Below are 22,883 nucleotides of genomic sequence, written 5' to 3'. Positions count from 1 at the left end.
TGTCCCCGAAATCCAGCGCAACCGTCTGGTCAGTGCCACGACCAATCTGCGAAACCCCCTGCGAAAGCGCAAACGCCGCACCACGACCAGGACCAGACTTCACAACCAGCCAGCCCGTCGGAAACATGACCATATTCGACTTGGCGACGGGTTCGCCCAGATCCTGCATCCGGCCTTCGTCGAACAATGGCACCACAGCCAGCGGCTGCGGCTCGAAGCCCAGAACCCGGGTTCTGTTGCGCGATGTGCGACGGCGCGGAGGCGTAGCCGGGGTTGGCGGCTGGCCGGTTTCGGGCGCGGGCGGCGCCTCGGACGGGGGATCGGCCTCGATGTCCCAGATGTTCACCGCGGGGGTCGGGTCTTCCCTTGGCGGGGTCACGCTGGTCGCGGTCCTTGTCAGAACCTCGGGCGCACCGTCTGCCAGCTTCGGGAAACGGCTTGCTGCCGGACCGTGCGCCACGGGCACCGTCTGGACCGGATCCTGCGATGGCCGGACCTGCCCACCCTCGGTTCCCCGAGAGTCCGCGTCTGCGTGACGGCGCCCCGGTTTGCGGCGCAAAAGCCAGTCAAGAAAGCTCATCCCAATTCTCTCCTTCCCCGCGGCCTTGTGCCGGACAAACCTTCCCTCGGACAGCACGCCAGCCCCTGGCATTACCGCACGGGTGGCATCAGCCCCTGACACTCATCTCCCACCTGGGTTCACAAGGCGTTGCGGAGCAACTGCTCCGTCAACGATTCCCGATGCGAGAAGGGTCCGACCGTAGCGGGTTCCTGTAAACGACCCTCTTGTGGGTTTTGCACAGAAAATCTGGCCAAAACATGATGCCACTTCGGTCATTTGGCGATCAAGTAATGTTGAATTCGTTTACAAAACTCGTTCAATCACGAAATCTGCAAGGTCTGATAGCAGCGCGCGCAACTGATGCGCGGGAAGGTTGTCCAGGGCCGCGCGCGCTCGCCCGGCCCATGCAATGGCGTCCTCTCTTGCTGCCGCAATCGCGCCATGGCGAGACAGAATCGTCATCGCCATCTCCAGGTCGCCCTCGCGCTGGTCACCCTGCTCGATCACCCGGTGCCAGAAGGCCCGCTCCTCGGCCGTGGCCTTCGCCACAGCCTTGATCACCGGCAGCGTCAGCTTGCGTTCGCGGAAATCGTCGCCGGTATTCTTGCCGATCACCGCATCCTGTCCGCCGTAATCCAGGATGTCATCGACCATCTGGAAGGCGATGCCCAGCGCATCGCCATAATAGAACAGCGCCCGCACCTCGGCCTCGGGTGCCCCCGCGATAACACCGCCCACCTCGGTCGCGGCCGAGAACAGCGCCGCAGTCTTGCCCCGGATCACCTGAAGATAGATGGCCTCATCCGTCCGCAGATCCTGGGCGGCGGTCAGCTGCAGCACCTCGCCCTCGGCGATGGTGGCGCTGGCATTGGCCAGGATGTCCAGGACGCGCAGGTTGCCGGTTTCCACCATCAGCTGAAAGCTGCGGGAAAAGAGGTAGTCCCCGACCAGGACGGAAGACTTGTTGTCCCACAAAAGGTTCGCCGTGGGGCGCCCCCTTCGCCGCTTGCTTTCGTCAACCACGTCGTCGTGCAGCAGCGTGGCGGTATGGATGAACTCGACCGTCGCCGCCAGCTTCCGGTGGTCCGTACCCTGGTAGCCCAGCATCCGCGCCGCGGCCAGCGTCAGCATCGGACGCAGCCGCTTGCCCCCGGCCTCGATAAGGTGGGCGGTCACCTGGGGTATTCGGGGCGCGTGTTCGCTGGCCATCCGTTCGCGGATCAGCGCGTTCACCGCGGCCATGTCCTCGGCCAACCACTCCGCCAGCCGGTCCTGCGGTGCCTTCGCCTTTGCCTCGCCCGATCCGTCCATGCCCCGCCCATGCCCTTGCCCCGTCGCAGTCGCGGGGTTAACTCCAAATCATGAAGGAACTTCTGCGCACGAACGACCCGACGCTGATCGCCTTCGCCACGCACCTTCTGACGGGCGAGGGTATAGCCAGCTTTCCGCTGGACGTCCACATGAGCGTCCTTGACGGCAACATCGGCATCTTGCCGCAGCGGCTGATGGTGGCGGATCGCGACCATTTCCGGGCCAGCGCGGTGCTGCGCGACAACGGGCTGGAGCCCAGCCCCTGATGTTCGCCGCTGCAGAGCTTTCGGACGACAAGTTCCTCTGCGGCCGTCTGCGCCTGCTGCAACCGGTGAAGGGCTATCGCGCAGCGACGGACCCGGTTCTTCTGGCTGCCGCCTGCCCGGCCACCTCAGGGCAAAGCGTTCTCGACCTGGGCTGCGGTGCCGGGGCAGCGGCGCTGTGCCTTGGCTTGAGGGTGCCGGGCCTGCACCTGGCCGGCCTGGAGCTTCAACCGGACTACGCCGATCTTGCCCGTCAGAACGCCCAGCGCAACGGGATTGCTCTGGAGGTGCATGAGGGTGACCTGGCCCGCATGCCCGGCGCGCTGCGCCGCGACTTCGACCATGTCATCGCCAATCCACCCTACTACCCGCCCGGCGGCAGCCCGTCGCCTGTGCCGGGGCGGGCACGGGCGATGCGGGTGGAAACACCCCTGGCGCATTGGGTGGCCGCCGCCGCCCGCAGGCTGCGGCCCGGCGGCTGGCTGACACTGATCTGCGGGGCCGACGGCTTGCCCGAGGTGCTGTCTGCCATGGCACCGAAGCTGGGTTCGGCCAGCGTCCTCCCGCTGGCGGCACGCGAGGGGCGGGCAGCGCTGCGGGTCGTCGTGCAGGCGCGCAAGGGCGGACGCGCGGCCTTCAGGCTGCTTGCGCCCTTCGTGATCCACCAGGGCCCGGCCCACGACGGCGACCGGGAAAACTATACGCCAGAGGCGAACGCAGTCCTGCGGGAAGGCGCCGACCTTCTGGCGCGCTTCCGCTGACGGAATGCTGACAATCTGTCACATCACCGTAACAGTGGGTGACACGACTCGGCTTTCGTGATCGACTGTCTATTGTGGGTAGCTTTTCACAGGAGGACGACCATGACGATCGCATCGCATCTGGTGGAACTGCGCAGGAAGCACGAGGCCCTTTCCGAGATGGTCGAACAGGAACAGCGCAATCCTGGATCGGATGCCCTGAAGATCGCCGAACTCAAGAAGCAGAAGCTGCGGCTGAAGGAAGAGATCGCACGTCTCAGTCACTAGGGTGCGCGGCCACTCGCCCATCTACTGCCGACACTCCGCACTGATCCGGGCGCAATGCGTCCGGGGGAAGGGATGAGCGCGCCTTGTCAATGGCGCCGGCCCTTGCGGCCAGCGCCGCCCCACCGGCAATAAGAACGGCCGCGATGGCAATTGTCCAGGTCGGTCGTGAAATGCCTGCCATGACCAGCGCGATCGTGGACAGCAGGGGTGCCGCATAGGATGCAACGCCCAGCATCTGGATGTCGCCTTTCTTCATCCCGATGTCCCAGGTGAAGAAGGCCACCCCTACCGGGCCCACGCCCAGTGCAAGTAGGGCGCCCCAGCCAAGGCCGGTCGCAGGCCAAAGCGTATCCTCCAGGGCAAGGTGCGCTGCCAGCGACAGCGCCGCCGTCGCCAGGCAGAAGACTGTCACGCTTTCCGTTGGAACCGAACCCAGCCGCCGCGACAGCACCGAATAGCCGGACCACGTCAATGCGCACAGGAAGGCTAGCGCCAGCCCGGCTGCCGATCCCTCGGCATCACCCCCACGGCCCAGCACGATGATTGCAGCCCCCGCAAAGGCAATCAGCGCACCGAACACATGTGGCGTCCGAAGGCGTTCACCGGGCAGGAGACCGGAAAGCAGCACGATGAAGAGCGGCCAGAGATAGGCAATCAATCCGGTCTCGGCCGAAGGCGATAGTCGGAAGGCGGTGAAATACAGGAAGTGATAGCCGAAAAGACCGGCGGTGCCGAAGGCATAGACCTTCCAGCCGACCTCGCGCAGCACGCCCAACCCCTGGCGCGCCGTCCAGACCAGCCCGATCAGCCCGCCGATACCGAAACAGACCGCGTTCAGCTGCAACGGCGGCACCGGGGCACTGCCGATCGTGAACAGGGCCAGCAAAGCCCACATCAGGACCGCGGTGAAGCCGATCCAGGTTGCGCGGGCGCGGCTCATGGCAGAGGCCCATCCTTTGGCCGGGGCGTGATGGCGCGAAACCGTTCGCGAACGCGCTGCAGCTTTGGCAGAAGGTCCGGGTTCAGCAGGCCCCGGGCAAAGGCCGCCTGATAGACCGAGTGGAATGGGCTGGAGTTCACTTCGGTCATGACTGGCCCCTTGTCGGTCAGGAACATGTCGATCCCCAGAACACCCAGTTCGGGAAGGGTGGCGTGCGCCGCGCGCGCGGCGGCGAGCGCCGCATCGAACTCGGGCAGGGTCTCGCCGACCATCGGCGCGCCGGTCACATGGTTCGCCTCCATCGGCGTGCCACCCAGACGGCGCCGGTCCTGCAGACGCAGGACGCGCCCCGAATATGTGTCGATCGCGGCATAGCCCCCCAACGGCCCTGCCGAGCTGTCCACCATTGCAGCCTTCCCCGGCATCTTCTGCACCGTGTAAAGCACTTCGGGCGCGGACCCGTCGTGAACCGTGACCACCCGCAGCGTGCCGATCACCGGGCCGATCATGCGGGCCAGATCGGGGTGCGGATGCTGCAGCTCTTCGAACAGGAAGCCGCGGGCATGGGTCTCCCATATTTCCTGCACCAGCGCGGCAAGCGGCACGGTCTGGCCATTGCCCAGCCTGATCCGGCCGTCCGGCTCCAGCCCGATCAGGCTCACGGCGCCGCGTCCGGTGCTGCCGAACACCGGCTTACCGAAGCACGGCAAGATCCCCGGCCGTTGCAGGAAGTCTGTCAGCGCCTCGCGGCTGGAGAGCCATTCTGCGCCACTGCCCGGATCTTCGGCTGCCACGATGCCCAGACGCCGCGGCATTGCCAGCCCGGCTGCCTGAAACCCGCTTGCGGCGGCAAACTTGTTCTGGGTCTTCTGGCGCAGCTCTGGCGTAAAGGGGGGCTGCAGCGACAGGTTCAGCGCCTTTCCCGCCCGCAGCCCCAGAAATGCGCGACGCTGCGCCCAGTTCAGTCCGGGTTGCCATGCGCCTTCCAGGAAATACTCCTGCGACGTCAGCTTGCCCCGCCCCCGCCCAAGAAGAAGAACGTCAAGCCCGATCCGAAATGTCGAAACCCCGCGCAACTGCGCTGCACCCAGGGTGGCGGCCCGAAAATCGAACCACCTGCCTTGCGGCTTGTGCGTGAGGATCTGCTGCATCTGTCATCGTGCTCTGCGGGCAGTGGCACCCTATCCCTGTGCACCGTCGCCTGCAATCGACAGCCGTCACGACCCGCGCGATACAATCAAATCATTGCACGTTTACTGTCGCCAGAGATGCGACAGACGGTAGCGAAGATCACACGAAGAACTGCCCGCCGTTCGCGCTGATCGTGGATCCGGTTATGAAACCAGCATCGTCGCTTGCCAGGAACACCACGCAGCGCGCAATTTCCTCTGGTTCGCCAAGACGGCCGACAGGGATCTGCGGGATGATGCGTTCGTTCAGCACCTTTTCATCGATGGCCTTGACCATTTCGGTCGCGATGTAGCCCGGGCAGATCGCGTTCACCGTGATTCCGGCGCGCGCGCCCTCTTGTGCCAGGGCCTTGGTGAACCCGAGGTCACCCGCCTTTGCCGCCGAGTAGTTGGCCTGCCCGGCCTGGCCCTTCTGGCCGTTGATCGAGCTGATGTTGATCACGCGACCGAACTTGCGGTCGCGCATGCCGGACCAGACGGGATGGGTCATGTTGAACAGGCCGGTGAGGTTGGTGTCGATTACCTCTTTCCACTGCTGCGGGGTCATCTTGTGGAACATCGCGTCCCGGGTGATGCCGGCGTTGTTCACCAGCACCTCGACGGGGCCCAGGTCGGCTTCGACCCTGGCGATACCAGCGACACAGGCATCGTAGTCCGCGACCGACCACTTGTAGGTCGGGATGCCGGTCTCCTTCGTGAAGGTGGCCGCCGCCTCGTCGTTGCCGGCATAGTTCGCCGCGACCTTGTAGCCCGCCGCCTTCAGCGCGACCGAGATCGCCGCCCCGATGCCCCGCGACCCGCCAGTGACCAGTGCAACCCGTGCCATCGTGATTCTCCTCCTCCAAGTATGCCTTTGTATGCCATTGAAATCCCGTTACCGAAACGAAAACGGGCGCGCAACATTATTGCGCGCCCGCTTCGCACTTGCAGCCAGTTGCTGCACCGCCGCAACAGATCAGGCGCGTTCCAGGCACATGGCAACCCCCATGCCACCGCCGATGCACAGCGTTGCCAGCCCTTTCTTCGCATCGCGGCGCGCCATCTCGAACAGAAGCGTGTTCAGGATGCGCGCGCCCGAGGCGCCGATCGGGTGGCCAATGGCGATCGCGCCGCCATTCACGTTCACGATCGCCGGATCCCAGCCCATGTCCTTGTTGACCGCGCAGGCCTGGGCGGCGAAAGCCTCGTTCGCCTCGACCAACTCAAGGTCGCCAACCTTCCAGCCCGCCTTGGCCAGGGCCTTGCGGCTGGCATGGATAGGACCGACACCCATGATCGAGGGGTCAAGCCCGGCCGTCGCATAGGACGCGATGCGGGCCAGCGGCTTCAGCCCGCGCCTGGTGGCCTCTTCCTCGGACATCAGCAGCACCGCCGCCGCACCGTCGTTGATGCCGCTGGCATTACCTGCAGTGACCGTGCCGTCCCTGACGAAGGCGGGCTTCAGCTTCTGCATCGCCTCCAGCGTGGCGCCGTGGCGGATGTATTCGTCCTGGTCCACCACGATGTCGCCCTTGCGGGTCTTCACCGTGAACGGGATGATTTCGTCCCTGAATTTGCCGGCCTTCTGTGCCGCCTCGGCCTTGTTCTGGCTGGCCAGGGCGAATTCGTCCTGCATGTCGCGGCTGATCTGCCACTGGCTGGCGACGTTCTCGGCCGTCTGACCCATATGATAGCCGTTGAAGGCATCCCAGAGCCCGTCCTTGATCATGGAATCGATGAAGTTCAGATCGCCCATCTTCTGCCCGGCGCGCAGATGCGCGACGTGGGGTGAAAGGCTCATGCTTTCCTGCCCGCCCGCGACCACGATCTTTGCGTCGCCCAGCTGGACATGCTGCGCGCCCAGCGCCACCGCGCGCAGGCCCGATCCGCAGACCTGATTCAGCGACCAGGCCGAGGATTCCTTCGGCAGGCCCGCCTTGATATGCGCCTGCCGCGCAGGGTTCTGCCCCTGACCAGCGGTCAGCACCTGGCCCAGGATCGTCTCCTCAACCTCGGCCTTGTCGATGCCGGCGCGCGCCACAACCGCCTCGATCACGGCGGCGCCCAGATCATGCGCCGGCGTATTGGCGAAGGAGCCGTTGAAGCTGCCCACAGCGGTGCGGCCCGCGGCCACGATTACGACATTGGTCATCTGGATGCTCTCCCTTGCGCCCGTGCGATCCGAGATGCGGCACATCCGGGATGCACCGCTCAAGCCCTGACCTAAGGGCACAAGATCACAAGCGCAAGAATGTTGGCGCAACCACGGCAACCCCTGCGCGGACCTGCCGCGCCCCCGGCGCCGTCATCCGGCCGCGCCCGATAACGATGGCCGTCCGTGCCGAAAGGCCCGGAAGTCGGGCGTCACGGTGGGTGGACCGAACAGATAGCCCTGAAGGCATCCCACCCCCTCGGCCAGAAGCCAGTTCGCTTCGCCCTCGGTCTCGACGGCCTCGGCGGTGACATACATCCCCACCTCCTGTGCCAGGGCGATGGCCGCGCGCACGACGACCTGCGCCTCACCCGAGGTATCTACATGCTTCACCAGATCGCCATCGATCTTTGCAATCTCGAAGCGCAGGTCGCGCAGCAGACGCAGCGACGTCATGCCGGCGGCGAAATCGTCCAGCGCGAAGACGATGCCATGGCCGCGCATGTCCGCCATGAAGGGCGCCAGCACGTCGGGCACCTGAAGCGCGGATGCCTCGTTGATTTCCAGGATCAGGTTCTGCCCCAGGCGCGGATGGTCGCGCAGCGCCTTGCGCAGGATTCCGATCCACGGCTGATAACCCACGGAACGCGCCGACAGGTTGATCGACACCCGGATCTGTGGATTGCGTTGCAGCGCCATCAACCCCATCCGCAGGGCGGCACAGTCGATTTCGCGGCCCAGTTCGGTCTGTTCTACGGCACCCATGAAGTCGCGCGCCGGGATCACCTGATCGCGCAGGTTCAGCAGCCGGATGAAGCCTTCGAAGAACCCTATGATCGACGGATCAGCCGCATAGACCACTGGCTGGAAGGCCAGCCGCATGCGACGATCCTTCAAGGCAGCGGCCACCTGGGCGATCGTTTCCCGGTCCTCGGTCGTTACCGCCGCCGCCAGCGGACTGGCCAGCGCCGGATCCCGGTCGTATTTCGACAGCTTGGGTTCCTGCAAGAAGCTCATCAGATCACCCGGACCAACCCGAATCCCTGTCGACAGGGTGATCCGGCAAAGGTAAAGAATTCCTCAATTTTCATATTTTGTTCCGGCATTCGCGCGCAGGTCTGCGATGGAAAATCCCGAAGATCCGAAACGTTGTCCCTGGTGCGGAGCCGATCCGCTTTATGTCGCCTACCATGACAGCGAATGGGGCCGACCCGAACGCGACCCGCAGCGGCTTTTCGAACTTCTGATCCTGGAAGGCTTTCAAGCAGGCCTGTCCTGGATCACGATCCTGCGCAAGCGCGACAGTTTCCGCGCCGCCTTCGCCGGCTTCCGGCCCGAAACCCTTGCGACATGGGGCGAAGCCGAGATCGCCCGCCTGCTTGCAGATCGCGGGATCGTCCGCCACCGCGGCAAGATCGCGGGCACGTTACGCGGCGCCCGTGCGTTCCTGCGGATCGAGGCGCGGGAAGGGTTTTCGCCCTTCCTCTGGTCCTTCACCGGCGGCGTGACGCTGGACGCCTGTCCTGCCCGCATGTCCGACATTCCGGCCAGCACGCCGCAATCGGCAGCAATGTCACGCGCGTTGAAGGCCGAAGGCTTCGCCTTTGTCGGCCCTACCATCACCTATGCCTTCATGCAGGCCGCGGGCATGGTGAACGATCACCTTGCCGACTGTCCCGCGCGCATCAGCCGAAAGACCCCGCGGGCCATCTAAGCGGGCCCTTGGCGTTTGCGCCATGAAGGATCATATAGACGACAGACATTCCGCAAGGGGGCAACCATGCTGGGCCTGGGCGAGAAACCGCAAGCCGATACCAATCTGATCAAGGACGGAACCGAAGCCACCTTCATGGCCGATGTGATCGAGGCCAGCCGCGAGGTACCGGTGATCGTCGATTTCTGGGCCACCTGGTGCGGACCGTGCCGCACGCTGGGCCCGATGCTCGAAGCGGCCGTCACCGCCGCGAAGGGCAAGGTGCGGATGGTCAAGATCGATGTGGACCAGAACCAGCGCATAGCCGCGCAACTGCGTATCCAGTCGATCCCGACGGTCTATGCCTTCTGGCAGGGTCAGCCGGTCGACGGCTTCCAGGGTGCGGTGCCCGCCTCGGAGCTGAAGGCCTTCATCGACCGCGTTTCGGCGCTGGCCGGGGACGGGGGCCTTGCCGATGCGCTCAAGGCAGCCGAGGACATGCTGGCAGAAGGCGCCGCCGTCGATGCAGCCGAGACCTTCGCCGCGATCCTTGGCGAAGAGCCGGAAAACGCTGCCGCCTACGCGGGACTTGTCCGTGCGCACATCGCGCTTGGCAACCTTGACCAGGCCGAGTCCTTCCTTGCGGCCGCGCCCGCGACGGTGGCCAAGTCCAAGGAATTCGACGCCGCGCGCGCGCAACTGGAACTGGCGAAGCAGGCCGCCAAGGCCGGCCCCGTGACCGAGCTGCGCGCCGCTGTCGAAGCCAACCCTAACGACCATCAGGCGCGCTACGATCTGGCTGCAGCGCTGCTGGCCGCCGGCAAGACGCAAGAGGCGGTGGACGAACTGCTGGAGCTTTTTCGCCGCGACCGCAACTGGAACGACGGGGCGGCCAAGGCCCAGCTGCTGACCATCTTCGACGCGCTGAAACCGCAGGATCCGATCGTGCTGTCCGGCCGCCGCCGCCTGTCGTCGATGATATTTGCCTGACCCCGGCGCCGGGCTAGATCCTTGCGCATGATAAGCGCCGCCGACCTTCCCGATGTCATCCCGGTCTTCCCGCTGCCCGGGGCACTGATGTTGCCCCGGGCACGGCTGCCGCTGCACATCTTCGAGCCTCGCTATCTGGCAATGATCGAGGATTGCATGAAGACGCGGCACCGGCTGATCGGCATGATCCAGCCGCGCGAGACCCCGGCATCGGAACGGCGGCAGGGCGAAAAGCGCTTGCAGGCCATCGGCTGCGCCGGACGCCTGACCGGGTTTTCGGAAACCGAGGACGGGCGCTACATGATCACCCTGTCCGGCATCTCGCGCTTTCGTGTGCAGGAAGAGGTGCAGGGCTTCACACCCTATCGCCGCTGTCTGGTGGACTGGTCCCCCTTTACCCGCGATCTTGGGCCGCCAGAGGATGACCCCGGCTTTCGTCGCGGCGAGTTCATGGCGCTGCTTGGCCGCTATTTCGTCAAGCTGAACCTGTCCACCGACTGGGACAGCCTGAAGGAGGCCGAGCCCGAGCTGCTGATCAATTCGCTGTCGATGCTCTGCCCCTTCAGCCCCGAGGACAAGCAGGCCCTGCTTGAGGCACCGACACTCGACACCCGGCGCGAGACGCTGGTCACACTGATCGAATTTGCCCTGCGCGGCGGGGCCGACGAGGAAATCCTGCAATGACCGAACCTGCCGACCGCCGGATGCTGGAGGCGCTGGTCTGCCCGGTGACCCATGCGATGCTGACCTATGATGCCGAAAGGCAGGAACTTGTGTCGAAGGCCGCGCACCTGGCCTTTCCGATCCGCGACGGCATTCCCGTGATGCTGGTCAGCGAGGCACGCGAGATCGAATAGCCGCCCGCGGCTCAGATCATCTTGATGGTGTCCTTGCCCACCGCAAGCATATAGCCGCGTCTGGCGATGGTCTTGACCAGAAGCTCTGACACAAGCTGGTTGCCCAGCGCATCTCGCAGGCGTTTCACCCGTGTCGCGCCGGCGGCTTCGTCACAGTCGGCCTCGTTGCGGCCAGAGATCACCGCCTCGATCTGGGCGCCTGTCAGCACCTCGTCGTCCATCCGCGCCTCGGCCAGGACGGCTAGCGTTTCCAGCGCCGCCTCGGTCAGCTGGAATTCCATGTCGTTGATGTAGACGGCCCGCGCCTCGCGGCTGATCATCAGGCTTGCCACCTGGATCCCCGACCGCTGGATCGCCGAAATGCGCCGGTTCAGCGCGATGATCATCACCAGAAAAACCAGCGCGGCGATCAGCATGGCGGTGGAAAAGACCAGCAGCACGAAGATCACCATCCTGTAGCTGCTAAGCACCTCGGAAAAGGACGTGCCCGACTGTGCCAGGATCTCCAGCAGCTTGATCTCGGCTGCAGTGGTCAGATCGTCATTCTCGACGAAGATGCGTTCGACCTTGGCGTTGAAGGCATTCGCATCCGGCAGATTCAGGAACAGGAACAGCGCCGCAGCCAGCAGGATCAGGACGATGGCACCGATTCCGAAGGCAACCACACGGTTGCCGGCCTTGAGACTGTCAGTAACGGAGGAAATAGGCTCCGGCACTCGCTTTCCTTTCTTCAAGCCCTTCGGGCCCGAATGTGGACAGAACGTTGAGCAGCGTCCAGCCGTCTGCAGCAAGTCTCGGCGCAAGTTCGCCTTCCGCCGCCGCAGGCGAGCAGTTGCCGTCGGAAACCTGCGCCACACCGTAATGCAGCTTCAGCGGTTCGTCACGCTTGGCCTTGTAGTCAGCGTAGCATTCCGCCGCCGCGGGGCCGGCCAGCACCAGTGCGAGGGCGGCAGTGATCATCAGTCTTGTCATTTTTCCGGCTCCTGACTGGGCGGCTGCTCGATTGGCCAGACAATGCGCATGGGTGCGCTGATATACAATATCAGAGTGAAAATACGGAAGATGATATGGGATAGCATCGCCCGCATGGGGTGCTGATATCGCCTAACCGGCGGGCGTTATTGCTTACTTTCAGGCGGGGTGGCGAGTGTCGGGTCATCGGGTCCGCGCAGCAGCGTGCGGGCCGACCAACCAGAGCCGTCGCAACAGGAGGCCCGCATGTCCGTCGAGTTCACAAGCAGATCCCGCCACATCGCGTCGCAAGGGATTGCCGAGACCGGCACCCCACCGCGCCGCCTTGCCGCCATGCTGACTGCCGGTGCGGTGGCCCTGGCCCTGATTCTGGGCGCCGCTGTTCCGGCCAAGGCCGACCGCAACGACGATCTTGCCAAGGCACTGATCGGTGCGCTGGTCGTGGGTGTCATCGTGAACGAATTGAACGACAAGCACCGACCCGCCCCGAAGCCCGCGCCGGTGAAGAACCGCCGCGTGCCTGCGGTCTGCGAGATCTCGATCGACGGGGCGCGGCAGTCGGTCAGCCTGTATTCCGAGAACTGTCTCAGGCGCGAAGGCTTTGACCACCGCCTGCCTCGCAACTGCGCCAACACCGCCCGCGTCTTCGGCCGGGCCGACAGGGTCTATTCCGCGCAATGCCTGCGGGATGCGGGGTTCCGCGTCTCCGGCCGCTAAAGGGCGCGGAGCCGGGCGGGGGTGCCCTTGAACCCCGCCCGATCCGGGGGTGGAAGGGGCGAGCAGCCTTCCACCCCCTTTTTCCGCGCCGCGATACCGGATAGTCCAAAGCGCATGTCCCGCATCATCCCCGATTTCAGCCACGAGACGGCAGCCCATGCCCGCGGCGCGCATCGGGTCGTAGGGGTGGATGAAGTCGGCCGTGGCCCGCTGGCGGGGCCGGTCACGGCGGCGGCAGTAAGGCTCGATCCCGAGCGCATCCCGGAAGGGTTGGCCGATTCCAAGACACTGACTGCCGCGCGGCGCGAGGCGCTGTTCGACCGAATCATGGCCACGGCCGAGGTTAGCATCGCCCATGCGACAGTAGAAGAAATCGACAGCCTGAACATCCTGCGCGCAAGCCATCTGGCCATGGAGCGCACCGTCGCAGCCCTGGCGCCCGACCATGCCCTTGTCGACGGCAATCTGGTGCCGCGCGGCCTTGCCTGCGCCGCGACCGCCATCGTGAAGGGCGATGCAAGGTGCCTGTCCATCGCCGCCGCCTCGATCGTGGCCAAGGTGACGCGCGACCGGATCATGGTGGATTTGGCGCAACAGCACCCCGGCTATGGCTGGGAAGTGAACGCAGGCTACCCGACCAAGGCGCATCTCGAGGCGCTTCTAAATCTTGGTGTAACCCCTTGGCATAGGCGTTCCTTTCGGCCCGTGCACAATATCTTGTATCAAGAGAATTCTGTAACCCACTGATTCAAAAAAGAATTTGACGGCGATTCGCCTCTGGCCCATCATTTTCCCCAACATCGGCACACCAAGATGCCGGGGCAGAGGCAGAGACATGACGACCAGGAACACCGCGGCAGAGGCTTGCCTGCCGTTGAACCAGATCCTTGCCGGTGACTGCGTGGAGGTGATGAACTCCCTTCCCGCAGGCAGCGTTGATCTGATCTTTGCAGACCCGCCCTACAACCTTCAGCTCAAGGGCGAGCTGCACCGCCCTGACAATTCCCGCGTCGATGCGGTGGATGATCACTGGGACCAGTTCTCCAGCTTTGCGGCCTATGACGCCTTCACCCGCGACTGGCTGGCCGCCGCTAAGCGTCTGCTGAAGCCGAATGGCGCGATCTGGGTGATCGGCAGCTATCACAACGTGTTCCGCCTGGGGGCAGAGTTGCAGAACCAGGGCTTCTGGCTCTTGAACGATGTCATCTGGCGCAAGTCGAACCCGATGCCGAATTTCAAGGGCAAGCGGCTGACCAACGCGCACGAGACGCTGATCTGGGCCAGCCGGGACGAGCAGGCGAAATACACCTTCAACTACGAGGCGCTGAAGGCCTTGAACGACGGCGTGCAGATGCGGTCGGACTGGGTGATTCCGCTTTGCACCGGTCACGAACGGCTAAAGGACGAAAACGGCGAAAAGGCCCATCCGACCCAGAAGCCCGAGGCGCTTCTGCATCGGGTGCTGGTTGCCACGACCAATCCCGGCGACGTGGTTCTGGACCCGTTCTTCGGCACCGGCACCACCGGGGCTGTGGCCAAGATGCTGGGCCGCGACTTCATCGGCATCGAACGCGAAGCCACCTACCGCAAGGCCGCGGCCGACCGCATCGCCCGCATCCGACGTTTCGACGCCAGCGCGCTGGAGGTCACCGGCTCGAAACGCGCCGAACCACGCGTGCCTTTCGGCCAGGTCGTCGAACGCGGGATGTTGCGACCGGGGGAGGAGCTATATTCGATCGGCAATCGCTTCAAGGCCAAGGTCCGTGCAGACGGGACGCTCATCGGCAATGACGTGAAAGGATCGATCCACCAGGTCGGGGCCGCTCTGGAAGGCGCGCCCTCCTGCAACGGCTGGACCTACTGGCACTTCAAGCGCGACGGCAAGCTGGTGCCCATCGACATCCTGCGCCAGCAGATCCGCGCCGAGATGGAGGCCGAAGGCAGCCGCACACACTGACACCCGGAACACGCCTGTCCCCCGGTCCGCCTGGGGGACACCTGCCCCGCCGTGATATCACGGCGGGGTTTTTTCACCGGGCGGCCTGGTCGCTTCTGGCAAAGACCCAGAAGCGCATGGCAAGGTAGCTGAGGGTCGGAACAACCACCGCAACTGCCGCCAGGGCGGGAAGGAAACCCCAGCCAAGCAGGTCGGTCGTGACATGAACCGTCAGGCTGCTTGCACCCAGCCCGAGTAGCGACAAAACAAGGAAGCGGACAAGCTGCGATCCCGATTTCACGGGTGCGCCAAAGGTCACGCGAGCGTGACCCGCATAAGACAGGACAATGGCAGCGGCAAAGCCGGCCAAGTTCGCTTGTTGTGGCGTTACCGACAGCGCGGCCTGCACGACCAGCGCGACCATCACATGCGCGAGGGTGGCCAGTGCCCCGACCCCGCCGAACCGGACAAGTTGCGCGAGCATCGCCCTGTCAGGCCTTTTCCAGCACCGCCGCCAGCGACAGCCCGACCGGCAGGCGCACCCGCCCGACGAGATGGCGCTCTGCACCGAAGACGCGCGCCAAGACGGCATTCAGCCATCCCGGCGGCATGCTGTCATCCGGCGTTTCGCTGCCGGTCATGCGCTTGAAGGTCCGTGCGGCCACGGCCGCCGGGAACAGGAAGAAGTTGAAATAGCTGCTGTAGCTGACCTTCAGCCCCGCCTCTCGTGCCGCTGCAGCCAGGCTGGCGCGGGTATAGCGGCGGAAATGGTGGTGCCGCTCGTCATGCCGCGACCAGAGGAAGGGAAAGGCCGGAACCGTTACCAGGATCGCACCCCGGTCTGACAGGTGCGCGGCCAGCGCAGCCAGCGAAGCAATATCGGCCTCGATGTGTTCCAGGACGTCGAACAGTGCGATCAGGTCATAGCGGCGATCGGCGAATGGCAGGTCGGACGGCAGCGCGCCGAACTGCACGTCCAGATTCGACTTCGCGCGCGCATGCGCACGCGCGCCCGCATCGAATTCGAAGGCATCCACCTGACCGAACCGGCCCAGCATCGCCAGATTGCCACCACTCCCGCAGCCAGCCTCGAGGATCGACGCATCCGCCCGCCGACCAAGGTGTCGCGCCACAAGCGCGGCGATGATCTCGCGCCGGGCGACAAACCACCAATGAGCGGCCTCAAGCTCGTTCATCCGGTCGTAGACGGTGCGTTCCATGTCAATCTGCCGCCTTCGCCGACAGGAACTGAGACCGCACCACATACAGCGGGCGTTGCCGGACCTCGGTGTAGATGCGCCCGACGTATTCGCCGATGATGCCCAGCGCGAACATGTTCAACCCCCCGAAGACCAAAATCAGGATCACGGTCGAAGCATAGCCCGGAACGTCGATCCCGAAGATCAGCGTGCGGAAGAACAGGAAGGCCGAATAGAGCAGGGACAGGACGGCCATCATCATGCCGACATAGGTCCATATTCGCAGCGGAACGGTGGAAGAGGAAAAGATCGCATCCAGCGCTAGCTTGGTCAGCTTCCAGTAGCTCCACCGGCTTTGCCCGGCGGCTCGGGGCGGGCGTTCATAGGTGATCTCTTCTGTCTCGAAGCCCACCCAGGAAAACAGCGCCTTGTTGCAGCGCGACCGTTCACCCAGCTGGCGGATCGCCTGCACCACCTCGCGGTCCATCAGGCGGAAATCCCCCACATCGCGCGGGATCGGCTGTTCGGCCAGCGCGTTGAAAAGCCGGTAGAAGCCATTCGCCGTCGCCTTCTTGAGCCAGCTGTCTGCATCGCGACGGGAACGACGGGCGTTCACCACCCTGGCGCCCCCCTGCCAGCGGCGAATCATTTCCGCAATGACCTCTGGCGGATCCTGAAGGTCCACATCCAGTGGAATGACCGCATCACCCGTCGCGTGATGCAGCCCTGCGGTCAGAGCGGCCTCCTTCCCGAAATTGCGCGACAGATTGATCAACGAGATGTCGTCCCGCCCGGCCGCCTCGGCCAGGATCGTCCGTTCTGTCCGGTCGCGGCTGCCGTCATTCACAAACAGGATGTCGAAGCTGACAGAAGCTCCGATCATTGCCATCATCTCGGTCACCCGCTCCACGAACACGGGGATGCTGGCTTCCTCGTTGTAGACCGGCACGACAAGGGTAACGCGCGGCACGGCACGGATCCCTGCAGCGGCGCGATGGTCGACCTCAAGCTGAACGACTTCGGCACCCGGCTTCTTCTTCATCACGACGCAACTTTCCGCTGTAATCCCGGCATTTCACGTTTCCCGAACGGCAAAAGTATGGCGTTGTCGGGGATATTGGGTGATCGAAAGCCGATAGTTCCGGGCCGCCCGCCCCTACCCTTCCGCAAACCGGGCACGGCCCCCTACTGGCAAAGGCACGTCTGCATCATATCAACAGGTTGATGCGTCTGCAAAAGTTACCTATCTCGAACAGGTTCCCAAGGGAGATGTCATGGTCTTTCGACGGCGCAGCCCGCCCAATCTTGCCCGCAGGATAACGAACCTGTTCCTGCCACCGGGCGGATGGAGGCGCGCCTTAACCTACCTGCGCCACCGTGCATCGCGCATCCCCGACGCACCGCACCGCATCGCCCGCGGCCTGGCCTGCGGCATCCTTGCCTCGTTCACGCCGCTGTTCGGCCTGCATTTCTTTCTGGCCGCAGCCCTTGCCCTGCTGATCCGGGGCAATGTCATCGCCGCGCTGATCGGAACAGCGGCGGGCAATCCGCTGACTTTTCCCTTCATCGCCATCCTGTCGCTGGATCTTGGTCATCTGATCCTCGGCACCCGGGCCGAGGCGGTGCCGATCACCCAGATCATGACGGCCTTCGGCCAGGCCGGTGACGAGATCTTCCGCAACGTCCGCGCCATGTTCAGCGCCGATATCACGAACTGGAGCCGGCTGGAGCGGTTCTTCCACTATGTCTTCCTGCCCTATCTGGTGGGCGGGCTTGGACCGGGCCTGGCGGCGGCAACGGCGGGATACTGGATCAGCCTGCCGGCCCTGAAGGGGTATCGGAAGCTGCGGGCGGCGCGGCGTGAGGCACGGGCATGCAAGCAGGCAGAGGCAGCTGCAGGAGAGGGAACAGAAGAATGAACGGCGCCGAAACCCTTGTGCGGACCCTACTGGCCAGCGGCGTGCGGGTCTGCTTCGCCAATCCCGGAACCTCCGAGATGCATTTCGTTGCCGCGCTTGACCGTCATCCGGACATGCGCTGCATCCTTTGCCTGTTCGAGGGTGGGGTTTCGGGCGCGGCAGACGGCTATTTCCGGATGAGCGGCGAAGTGGCGGCCACCCTGCTGCACCTGGCGCCCGGGTTCGGCAATGCCTTCGCCAACCTGCACAACGCGCGCAAGGCCCAAAGCGGCGTGCTGAGCATCATGGGCGATCATGCCGACTATCACCTGCGGTTCGAGGCGCCGCTGAAGGGCGATACGGTCGGAATCAGCCAGGCGGTATCGCACTGGACGCGGGTCTGTTCGGAAGCGGGCCGCGTGGCGACAGATGCCGCCGATGCGATCCAGGCGGCGCGGGCGCGGAACGGGCAAATCGCCACGCTGATCCTGCCGGCCAACATGGCCTCGGATCCGGCCGAGGTGTATCAGGTGGCCCCACCGCCCCCGGCGCTGCGCCGCCCCTCGGTGGCAGAGGTGGCCGCCGCCGCCCGCGCGCTGCGTCAGCCCGGCGCGGTCCTGCTGGTCGATGGGCCGGTGCTGTGGTCCGACCTCGGGCTTTTGGCCAGGCGCCTGACCAAGGCGGCGGGGGCACGGCTGATGCAGCCCTTCTTCGTCAGCCGGTTCCGCCGCGGCGCCGGGGCGGTGAAGATCGAACGCATGGCCTACCGGATCGAAGAAAACCTGAAGCTTTTGCAGGGCGCCTCGGCGCTGGTTCTGTGCGGCACCGACCGGCCAGCCGGGTTCTTCGCCTATCCCGGCCTGCCCTCCACCCCCGACGACCCCGACACGCGGCTTATCGAACTTTGCACCCGCGGGATGGATATCGGCTGGACACTGCGGGCGCTGGCCGACGAGATCGGCGAGGCGGACCTCGGACCGGACGATTTCATGCCCCTCGACCTGCCCGCCCTGCCCGAGGGCGACCTGACCGTGACCAAGGTTGGCGAAGCGATCGCCAACCTGATGCCGGACAATGCCATCGTGGTCGACGAGGGAATTTCCGCATCCTATTTCCTTGCCCCGGGTCTGAAACGGGCGCGGGGGCATGATGCCCTGACGATCACCGGCGGCTCGATCGGCTTCGGCCTGCCGAATGCGGTGGGGGCGGCGGTTGCCTGCCCGGACCGCAAGGTCGTGGTGCTGGAGGGCGACGGCTCGGGCATGTACACGCTGCAATCGCTCTGGACTATGGCGCGCGAGCGGCTGGACGTGACTGTGGTGATCTTCGCCAACCGGGGCTACCAGATCCTGCGCGACGAACTTGCAGCCGTGGGCGTGCGCGAGGTCGGCCGCAACATCCGCCGGATGTTCGATGTCGAGGGGCCGGAACTTGACTGGGTGGCCCTGGCACGGGGGCACGGCGTGGATGGCGTTCGCGTGACCGACATGGCCGGGTTCAACGCGGCCTTCGCCGCAGCAATGGCAGAATCCGGGCCGCGTCTGATCGAGGTGGCCTGCTGAGACGGGGCTTGCCGTACCACTCGAACCCCCGACAGTCGCGCGAATTGCGGCCAGCAGCGGCCCTATCCGGCGACCGGGTTCAGCCCCTTGTTGTAGGCATGCCAGTCGGTGATGTCGGGATAATGCAGGCGCCGCCAGGCCCTGACGCGCGGGTTCATCAGCCGACGCCACAATGGCGGGATCATGGCCGCCATGGTCATCAGCGGATAGCCGTACGGCAACTTCGGCGCCTCGTTCTCGCTGTAGGTCTGCAAGAGAGGAAAGCGCCGGTCGGGCTTGTAGTGATGGTCGGAGTGGCGCTGCAGATTGATGAGAAGCCAGTTGGAGGCCCGGTGCTCGGCGTTCCAGGAATGGCGTGGCAGGACATGCTCATACCTGCCCCCGCCGAGGTGCCGCCGGGTGAGCCCGTAATGCTCGATGTAGTTGACCAGCTCCAGCTGCCATATCGCGGTGAAGGCCTGCACCAGGAACAGCCCCAGCCCCACCCAGCCGCCCAGCACCACCGCCAGTGCAAGCATCGTCGCCTGCAAGGTGGCATAGCGCCAGAACGGATTGCTGCGATGCCACCATGGCAGGCCCTTCCGCGCCAGCATCGCGGCCTCTGCCTGCCAGGCCGACTGCGGACACTGGCGCAGGACGCGCGGGAAGAAGCGGTGGAAACCTTCATTGTATCGCGCCGTCACCGGATCGCGCGGGGTTCCGACATGGATGTGGTGGACGCGCAGGTGTTCCGACCGGAAATGCGAATAAAGCACGGTGGCGAGCAGAAGGTCGGCCAGCCAGCGCTCGATGCGTGATTTCTGGTGCATCAGCTCGTGCGCATAGTTGATCCCTATCGTGCCCGAGATGACGCCCATGCCGAAGAACAGGACGATCCGTTCCACAGCGGAAAGGTGATCGGCGCGCGGAACATACCACAGCATTGCGATCAGCAGGGCGAACTGCACCGGGAACCAGATCAGCGTCACCGCGCGGTGCCAGGTCAGAAGGGATTCGTCGGTCTGCGGGTCGGGATTTTCGGTGTTCAGCCCGCTCAGCGCGTCCAGAAGCGAAAACAGCCACCAGGTCGCCAGCGGCAGAAGCGCCACGGTCCAGCCGCCCTGGACCATGCCCAGCACGGCAAGGGGCGGCAGGCAGAGCGACAACCAGAAGGGAAACGCATTGGGCAGCGGACTCATGCCACGACTTTACCGGAATGGCGGCGGGTCTCAACCGGCCAGGTGGCGACAGGGGCGCAGGGCTTCTAGGGCCCTTGCACGGCGTGCCAGGGGGCACTGCATGCAGGACGTAACTCCAAACGGCGATGCAAGGGCTCAGCCAAGCGTGCTGCGCGCCAGATCCCAGGCCTTTCGCATGACCGTGGGCAGATCGGCGGGGCGGAAGGCCGCCAGCGGAACCCATTCGCCCCGGGTCACGGGGCCCTGAACCAGGGCGACATGGACCGACAGGACCAGATGAAAATGGGTGAAGGTATGGCGCACCTCGCCGATCTCCTTCCAGTCAGCCGCCGCAGGTGCAGCGCCGCCCGCCCCGTCCCATCCATCGCCCGGAAAACCCAGCATGCCGCCCAGAAGCCCACGTTCTGGCCGCCGCTCGAGCAGCAGCGCATCCGCGCGGTGACCCAGCCAGAGCCTGCCGCGGCGCAGCGGTTTTTCCGCCTTGCGGCTTTTGCGCGGCAGGTCGGCCTGCACGCCGGCGGCCCGGGCCGCGCAGGCATGGAACCAGGGGCAGATCCCGCAGGCCGGGCTGCGCGGGGTGCAGACCGTGGCGCCAAGGTCCATCACGGCCTGGGCATAGTCACCCGGGCGTGTTTCCGGGGTCAGCCTTTCGGCAAGGGCAACCAGCGCCGGCTTCGCTGCGGGCAGGGGTGTCTCGACGTGGAACATCCGGGCCATCACCCGTTCCACATTGCCATCGACCACTGTTGCCGGCTCGTCGAAGGCAATGGCGGCAACGGCACTGGCGGTATAGGGGCCGATCCCGGGAAGGCTCAGAAGGCCCTGGCGCGTTGTGGGGAACCGCCCGCCATGGTCGGCCACGACCGCCCGGGCGCATTTGAGCAGGTTCCGGGCCCGGGCGTAATAGCCCAGACCGGCCCATTCGCCCATGACCTGCGCGTCCTCGGCAGCGGCCAGGTCGGCCACCGTGGGCCAGCGGGCGGTGAACCGGTGGAAATAATCCCGAACAGCCGCCACGGTGGTCTGTTGCAGCATGACCTCGGACAGCCAGACGCGGTAAGGATCGGGCCGCACACCTGCCGCGCGATCCCCGGGCGCGACGCGCCAGGGCATTGCGCGGGCGTGACGGTCATACCAGGCCAGAAGCTGGTGGCTGAGGGTCCGGGCGTCCTGCATCGCGCCGAAGATAGCCAACACGCAGCGCGGGGCCAGCCCCCGCCGATGCGTCACGCGATCTTTATGGCCTGACATGCAATGTCACTGGCAGGCCCGGCGGGCTGATATAGAATACTGTCAAATGGCACGGAAACCGCTTTCCTCTCCTTCTGCCGAGCACCGCATGCGCGGGTTCGAACCGGCCTTCGGGCTGGTGAAGGATGCCATCCGCGCGGCCAGCGAATCACGCGGCTTTGCCGTGGCGCGGCTTCTGACCCACTGGGCCGAGGTCGCAGGTCCGGAAATGGCCGCAAAGACCCGGCCGGTGAAGATCAGCTATGGCAAGGGCGGCATGGGTGCGACGCTGACGCTTCTGGTCAAGGCGACCGAGGCACCGATGGTGCAGATGGCGCTGCCGGTGCTGAAGGAACGCGTCAACGCGGTCTACGGCTACAACGCCATAAGCCATATCCACCTGACCCAGACCGCCGCGACCGGATTTGCCGAGGGTCAGGCAGAGTTCGCCCCCGCCCCCAGGGCATCGCCGAAGCCAGACCCCGCCGTGCGGACCAGGGCGCAGGAAACCACTGCCGGGGTTGCAGATCCCGGTCTGCGGAGCGCGCTTGAACAGCTGGCGCAAAACATCTTAACTCGCCGCGCATGACAAAGGACGCAACCCTATGCTGAAACTGAACCGCCGCGCGATGATCGCCCTTGCCGCTGCTGCCTCGGCAGCGATGACCCCGGCGCTGGCCGAGGAAATCCCAGCCGCCGAGAGCCCGGGTGATTTCTCGCTTGGCTCGCCGGACGCTCCGGTGAAGATCGTCGAATACGCAAGCTACACCTGCCCGCATTGCGCGGACTTCCACGCCAAGGTGTTCAAGAACCTGAAGGCGGAATACATCGACACCGGGAAGGTCCACTTCACCTTGCGCGAGGTCTACTTCGATCGTTACGGCCTATGGGCCGCGATGGTCGCGCGCTGCGGCGGCGAAATGCGCTATTTCGGCATCCATGACATGCTGTTCGACAAGCAGCAGGACTGGGCTGGCACGCAGGATCCGGTTCAGGCCGTGCAGAAGCTGCGCGAAATCGGTCTGGCTGCCGGGCTGGACAATGCGGCGCTGGACGCCTGCCTGAACGACCAGGCCAAGGCCGAAGCCCTGATCGCCCAGTTCGAAAAGAACATGGCTGCCGACGAGGTGAAGGGCACACCGACCATCTTCATCAACGGCGACCGGCATTCGAACATGTCCTGGGATGACCTGAAGGCGATTCTCGACGCCAAGCTGGCCGGCTGA

General features: G+C 65.1%; 27 protein-coding genes and 1 pseudogene. 14 read left to right on the top strand and 14 right to left on the bottom strand.

Features of this window, described 5'->3' with window-relative positions; genetic code table 11:
• Both EYB42_RS11165 and EYB42_RS11160 read right to left on the bottom strand, forming a co-directional pair.
• Positions 1–580 (bottom strand): annotated as a pseudogene (locus tag EYB42_RS11165) (hypothetical protein); the annotation flags it as partial.
• A 285-nt stretch (positions 581–865) separates the two neighbouring features.
• On the bottom strand, positions 866–1,873 hold the full coding sequence (locus EYB42_RS11160; protein WP_135450184.1) for a polyprenyl synthetase family protein: 1,008 nt from the start codon (positions 1,871–1,873) through the stop codon (positions 866–868).
• Positions 1,874–1,923: 50 nt separating this feature from the next.
• Between EYB42_RS11160 and EYB42_RS11155 the strand changes: the two genes are divergently transcribed.
• From EYB42_RS11155 to EYB42_RS11145, 3 genes are all read left to right on the top strand, one after another.
• Positions 1,924–2,139 (top strand): putative signal transducing protein, encoded by a 216-nt coding sequence (locus EYB42_RS11155; protein WP_135450183.1) that lies wholly within the window; start codon positions 1,924–1,926, stop codon positions 2,137–2,139.
• Entirely contained in the window at positions 2,139–2,897 is a 759-nt protein-coding gene (locus EYB42_RS11150) for a tRNA1(Val) (adenine(37)-N6)-methyltransferase (RefSeq protein ID WP_135450182.1), read from the top strand. The genes EYB42_RS11155 and EYB42_RS11150 overlap by 1 nt, the downstream gene beginning before the upstream one ends.
• 102 nt (positions 2,898–2,999) lie before the next feature.
• Positions 3,000–3,164, top strand: a complete 165-nt coding sequence (locus EYB42_RS11145; protein WP_135450181.1) for a YdcH family protein — start codon at positions 3,000–3,002, stop codon at positions 3,162–3,164.
• On the opposite strand, the gene yddG is transcribed toward EYB42_RS11145, so the two are convergent.
• The 5 genes from yddG to EYB42_RS11120 all read right to left on the bottom strand — a co-directional run bounded on the left by yddG (position 3,154) and on the right by EYB42_RS11120 (position 8,442).
• On the bottom strand, positions 3,154–4,104 hold the full coding sequence (gene yddG, locus EYB42_RS11140; protein WP_135450180.1) for an aromatic amino acid exporter YddG: 951 nt from the start codon (positions 4,102–4,104) through the stop codon (positions 3,154–3,156). The genes EYB42_RS11145 and yddG overlap by 11 nt on opposite strands.
• Positions 4,101–5,255, bottom strand: a complete 1,155-nt coding sequence (locus EYB42_RS11135) for a sugar-transfer associated ATP-grasp domain-containing protein (RefSeq protein WP_135450179.1) — start codon at positions 5,253–5,255, stop codon at positions 4,101–4,103. The genes yddG and EYB42_RS11135 overlap by 4 nt, the downstream gene beginning before the upstream one ends.
• Before the next feature lie 139 nt (positions 5,256–5,394).
• The gene (gene phbB, locus EYB42_RS11130; protein ID WP_135450178.1) at positions 5,395–6,120 is read right to left on the bottom strand and encodes a beta-ketoacyl-ACP reductase; all 726 of its coding nucleotides are present in this window, start codon (positions 6,118–6,120) and stop codon (positions 5,395–5,397) included.
• A gap of 129 nt (positions 6,121–6,249) precedes the next feature.
• The gene (locus EYB42_RS11125; RefSeq protein ID WP_135450177.1) at positions 6,250–7,425 is read right to left on the bottom strand and encodes an acetyl-CoA C-acetyltransferase; all 1,176 of its coding nucleotides are present in this window, start codon (positions 7,423–7,425) and stop codon (positions 6,250–6,252) included.
• A gap of 153 nt (positions 7,426–7,578) precedes the next feature.
• Positions 7,579–8,442 carry an EAL domain-containing protein gene (locus tag EYB42_RS11120; RefSeq protein ID WP_135450176.1) on the bottom strand — a complete coding sequence of 288 codons (864 nt, stop codon included), beginning with the start codon at positions 8,440–8,442 and terminating at the stop codon, positions 7,579–7,581.
• Positions 8,443–8,548: 106 nt separating this feature from the next.
• Between EYB42_RS11120 and EYB42_RS11115 the strand changes: the two genes are divergently transcribed.
• The 4 genes from EYB42_RS11115 (at position 8,549) to EYB42_RS11100 (ending at position 10,965) form a co-directional block, all read left to right on the top strand.
• On the top strand, positions 8,549–9,139 hold the full coding sequence (locus EYB42_RS11115) for a DNA-3-methyladenine glycosylase I (protein WP_135450175.1): 591 nt from the start codon (positions 8,549–8,551) through the stop codon (positions 9,137–9,139).
• A 66-nt stretch (positions 9,140–9,205) separates the two neighbouring features.
• The gene (gene trxA / locus EYB42_RS11110; RefSeq protein WP_135450174.1) at positions 9,206–10,108 is read left to right on the top strand and encodes a thioredoxin; all 903 of its coding nucleotides are present in this window, start codon (positions 9,206–9,208) and stop codon (positions 10,106–10,108) included.
• 27 nt (positions 10,109–10,135) lie between these two features.
• A complete protein-coding gene (locus EYB42_RS11105) occupies positions 10,136–10,792 on the top strand; it encodes an LON peptidase substrate-binding domain-containing protein (protein WP_135450173.1) in 657 nt (218 codons plus the stop codon).
• Entirely contained in the window at positions 10,789–10,965 is a 177-nt protein-coding gene (locus tag EYB42_RS11100) for a Trm112 family protein (protein WP_135450172.1), read from the top strand. Before EYB42_RS11105 ends, EYB42_RS11100 begins: the two co-directional genes overlap by 4 nt.
• An 11-nt stretch (positions 10,966–10,976) precedes the next feature.
• On the opposite strand, the gene EYB42_RS11095 is transcribed toward EYB42_RS11100, so the two are convergent.
• On the bottom strand, positions 10,977–11,681 hold the full coding sequence (locus EYB42_RS11095; RefSeq protein ID WP_135450171.1) for a winged helix-turn-helix domain-containing protein: 705 nt from the start codon (positions 11,679–11,681) through the stop codon (positions 10,977–10,979).
• A complete protein-coding gene (locus tag EYB42_RS11090) occupies positions 11,653–11,937 on the bottom strand; it encodes a hypothetical protein (RefSeq protein WP_135450170.1) in 285 nt (94 codons plus the stop codon). Before EYB42_RS11090 ends, EYB42_RS11095 begins: the two co-directional genes overlap by 29 nt.
• A 246-nt stretch (positions 11,938–12,183) precedes the next feature.
• Here EYB42_RS11090 and EYB42_RS11085 point away from each other — a divergent pair, with 246 nt between their 5' ends.
• The 3 genes from EYB42_RS11085 (at position 12,184) to EYB42_RS11075 (ending at position 14,611) form a co-directional block, all read left to right on the top strand.
• Positions 12,184–12,654, top strand: a complete 471-nt coding sequence (locus tag EYB42_RS11085) for a hypothetical protein (protein ID WP_135450169.1) — start codon at positions 12,184–12,186, stop codon at positions 12,652–12,654.
• Positions 12,655–12,768: 114 nt separating this feature from the next.
• Positions 12,769–13,401 carry a ribonuclease HII gene (locus EYB42_RS11080; protein WP_135450168.1) on the top strand — a complete coding sequence of 211 codons (633 nt, stop codon included), beginning with the start codon at positions 12,769–12,771 and terminating at the stop codon, positions 13,399–13,401.
• 88 nt (positions 13,402–13,489) lie between these two features.
• Complete coding sequence (locus EYB42_RS11075; RefSeq protein WP_135450167.1) at positions 13,490–14,611, top strand: site-specific DNA-methyltransferase; 1,122 nt, start codon at positions 13,490–13,492, stop codon at positions 14,609–14,611.
• Positions 14,612–14,684: 73 nt separating this feature from the next.
• Here the strand turns inward: EYB42_RS11075 and EYB42_RS11070 are convergent, their stop codons facing one another.
• From EYB42_RS11070 to EYB42_RS11060, 3 genes are read right to left on the bottom strand one after another with little or no spacing between them, the layout of a single operon-like run.
• Positions 14,685–15,074 (bottom strand): GtrA family protein, encoded by a 390-nt coding sequence (locus tag EYB42_RS11070; RefSeq protein ID WP_167850996.1) that lies wholly within the window; start codon positions 15,072–15,074, stop codon positions 14,685–14,687.
• 7 nt (positions 15,075–15,081) lie between these two features.
• On the bottom strand, positions 15,082–15,810 hold the full coding sequence (locus EYB42_RS11065) for a class I SAM-dependent methyltransferase (protein ID WP_135450165.1): 729 nt from the start codon (positions 15,808–15,810) through the stop codon (positions 15,082–15,084).
• 1 nt (position 15,811) lies between these two features.
• The gene (locus EYB42_RS11060; protein WP_135450164.1) at positions 15,812–16,831 is read right to left on the bottom strand and encodes a glycosyltransferase family 2 protein; all 1,020 of its coding nucleotides are present in this window, start codon (positions 16,829–16,831) and stop codon (positions 15,812–15,814) included.
• 232 nt (positions 16,832–17,063) lie between these two features.
• Between EYB42_RS11060 and EYB42_RS11055 the strand changes: the two genes are divergently transcribed.
• Together EYB42_RS11055 and EYB42_RS11050 are read left to right on the top strand one after the other, a co-directional pair.
• Positions 17,064–17,708, top strand: a complete 645-nt coding sequence (locus EYB42_RS11055) for a DUF2062 domain-containing protein (RefSeq protein WP_135450163.1) — start codon at positions 17,064–17,066, stop codon at positions 17,706–17,708.
• The gene (locus EYB42_RS11050) at positions 17,705–19,249 is read left to right on the top strand and encodes an acetolactate synthase large subunit (protein ID WP_135450162.1); all 1,545 of its coding nucleotides are present in this window, start codon (positions 17,705–17,707) and stop codon (positions 19,247–19,249) included. Before EYB42_RS11055 ends, EYB42_RS11050 begins: the two co-directional genes overlap by 4 nt.
• 62 nt (positions 19,250–19,311) lie before the next feature.
• Here EYB42_RS11050 and EYB42_RS11045 read toward each other — a convergent pair whose 3' ends face one another.
• Both EYB42_RS11045 and mutY read right to left on the bottom strand, forming a co-directional pair.
• Positions 19,312–20,427 (bottom strand): alkane 1-monooxygenase, encoded by a 1,116-nt coding sequence (locus EYB42_RS11045; protein ID WP_135450161.1) that lies wholly within the window; start codon positions 20,425–20,427, stop codon positions 19,312–19,314.
• A gap of 135 nt (positions 20,428–20,562) precedes the next feature.
• Positions 20,563–21,603 carry an A/G-specific adenine glycosylase gene (mutY, locus tag EYB42_RS11040; protein WP_135450196.1) on the bottom strand — a complete coding sequence of 347 codons (1,041 nt, stop codon included), beginning with the start codon at positions 21,601–21,603 and terminating at the stop codon, positions 20,563–20,565.
• Positions 21,604–21,724: 121 nt separating this feature from the next.
• Between mutY and EYB42_RS11035 the strand changes: the two genes are divergently transcribed.
• A complete protein-coding gene (locus EYB42_RS11035; protein WP_371685714.1) occupies positions 21,725–22,246 on the top strand; it encodes a DUF721 domain-containing protein in 522 nt (173 codons plus the stop codon).
• Between the two features lie 16 nt (positions 22,247–22,262).
• On the top strand, positions 22,263–22,883 hold the full coding sequence (locus tag EYB42_RS11030) for a DsbA family protein (protein ID WP_135450159.1): 621 nt from the start codon (positions 22,263–22,265) through the stop codon (positions 22,881–22,883).

This window comes from Tabrizicola caldifontis (assembly GCF_004762095.1).
Classification (GTDB): Bacteria; Pseudomonadota; Alphaproteobacteria; order Rhodobacterales; family Rhodobacteraceae; genus Tabrizicola; species Tabrizicola caldifontis.
This window is presented reverse-complemented; position numbering and strand designations above follow the sequence as displayed.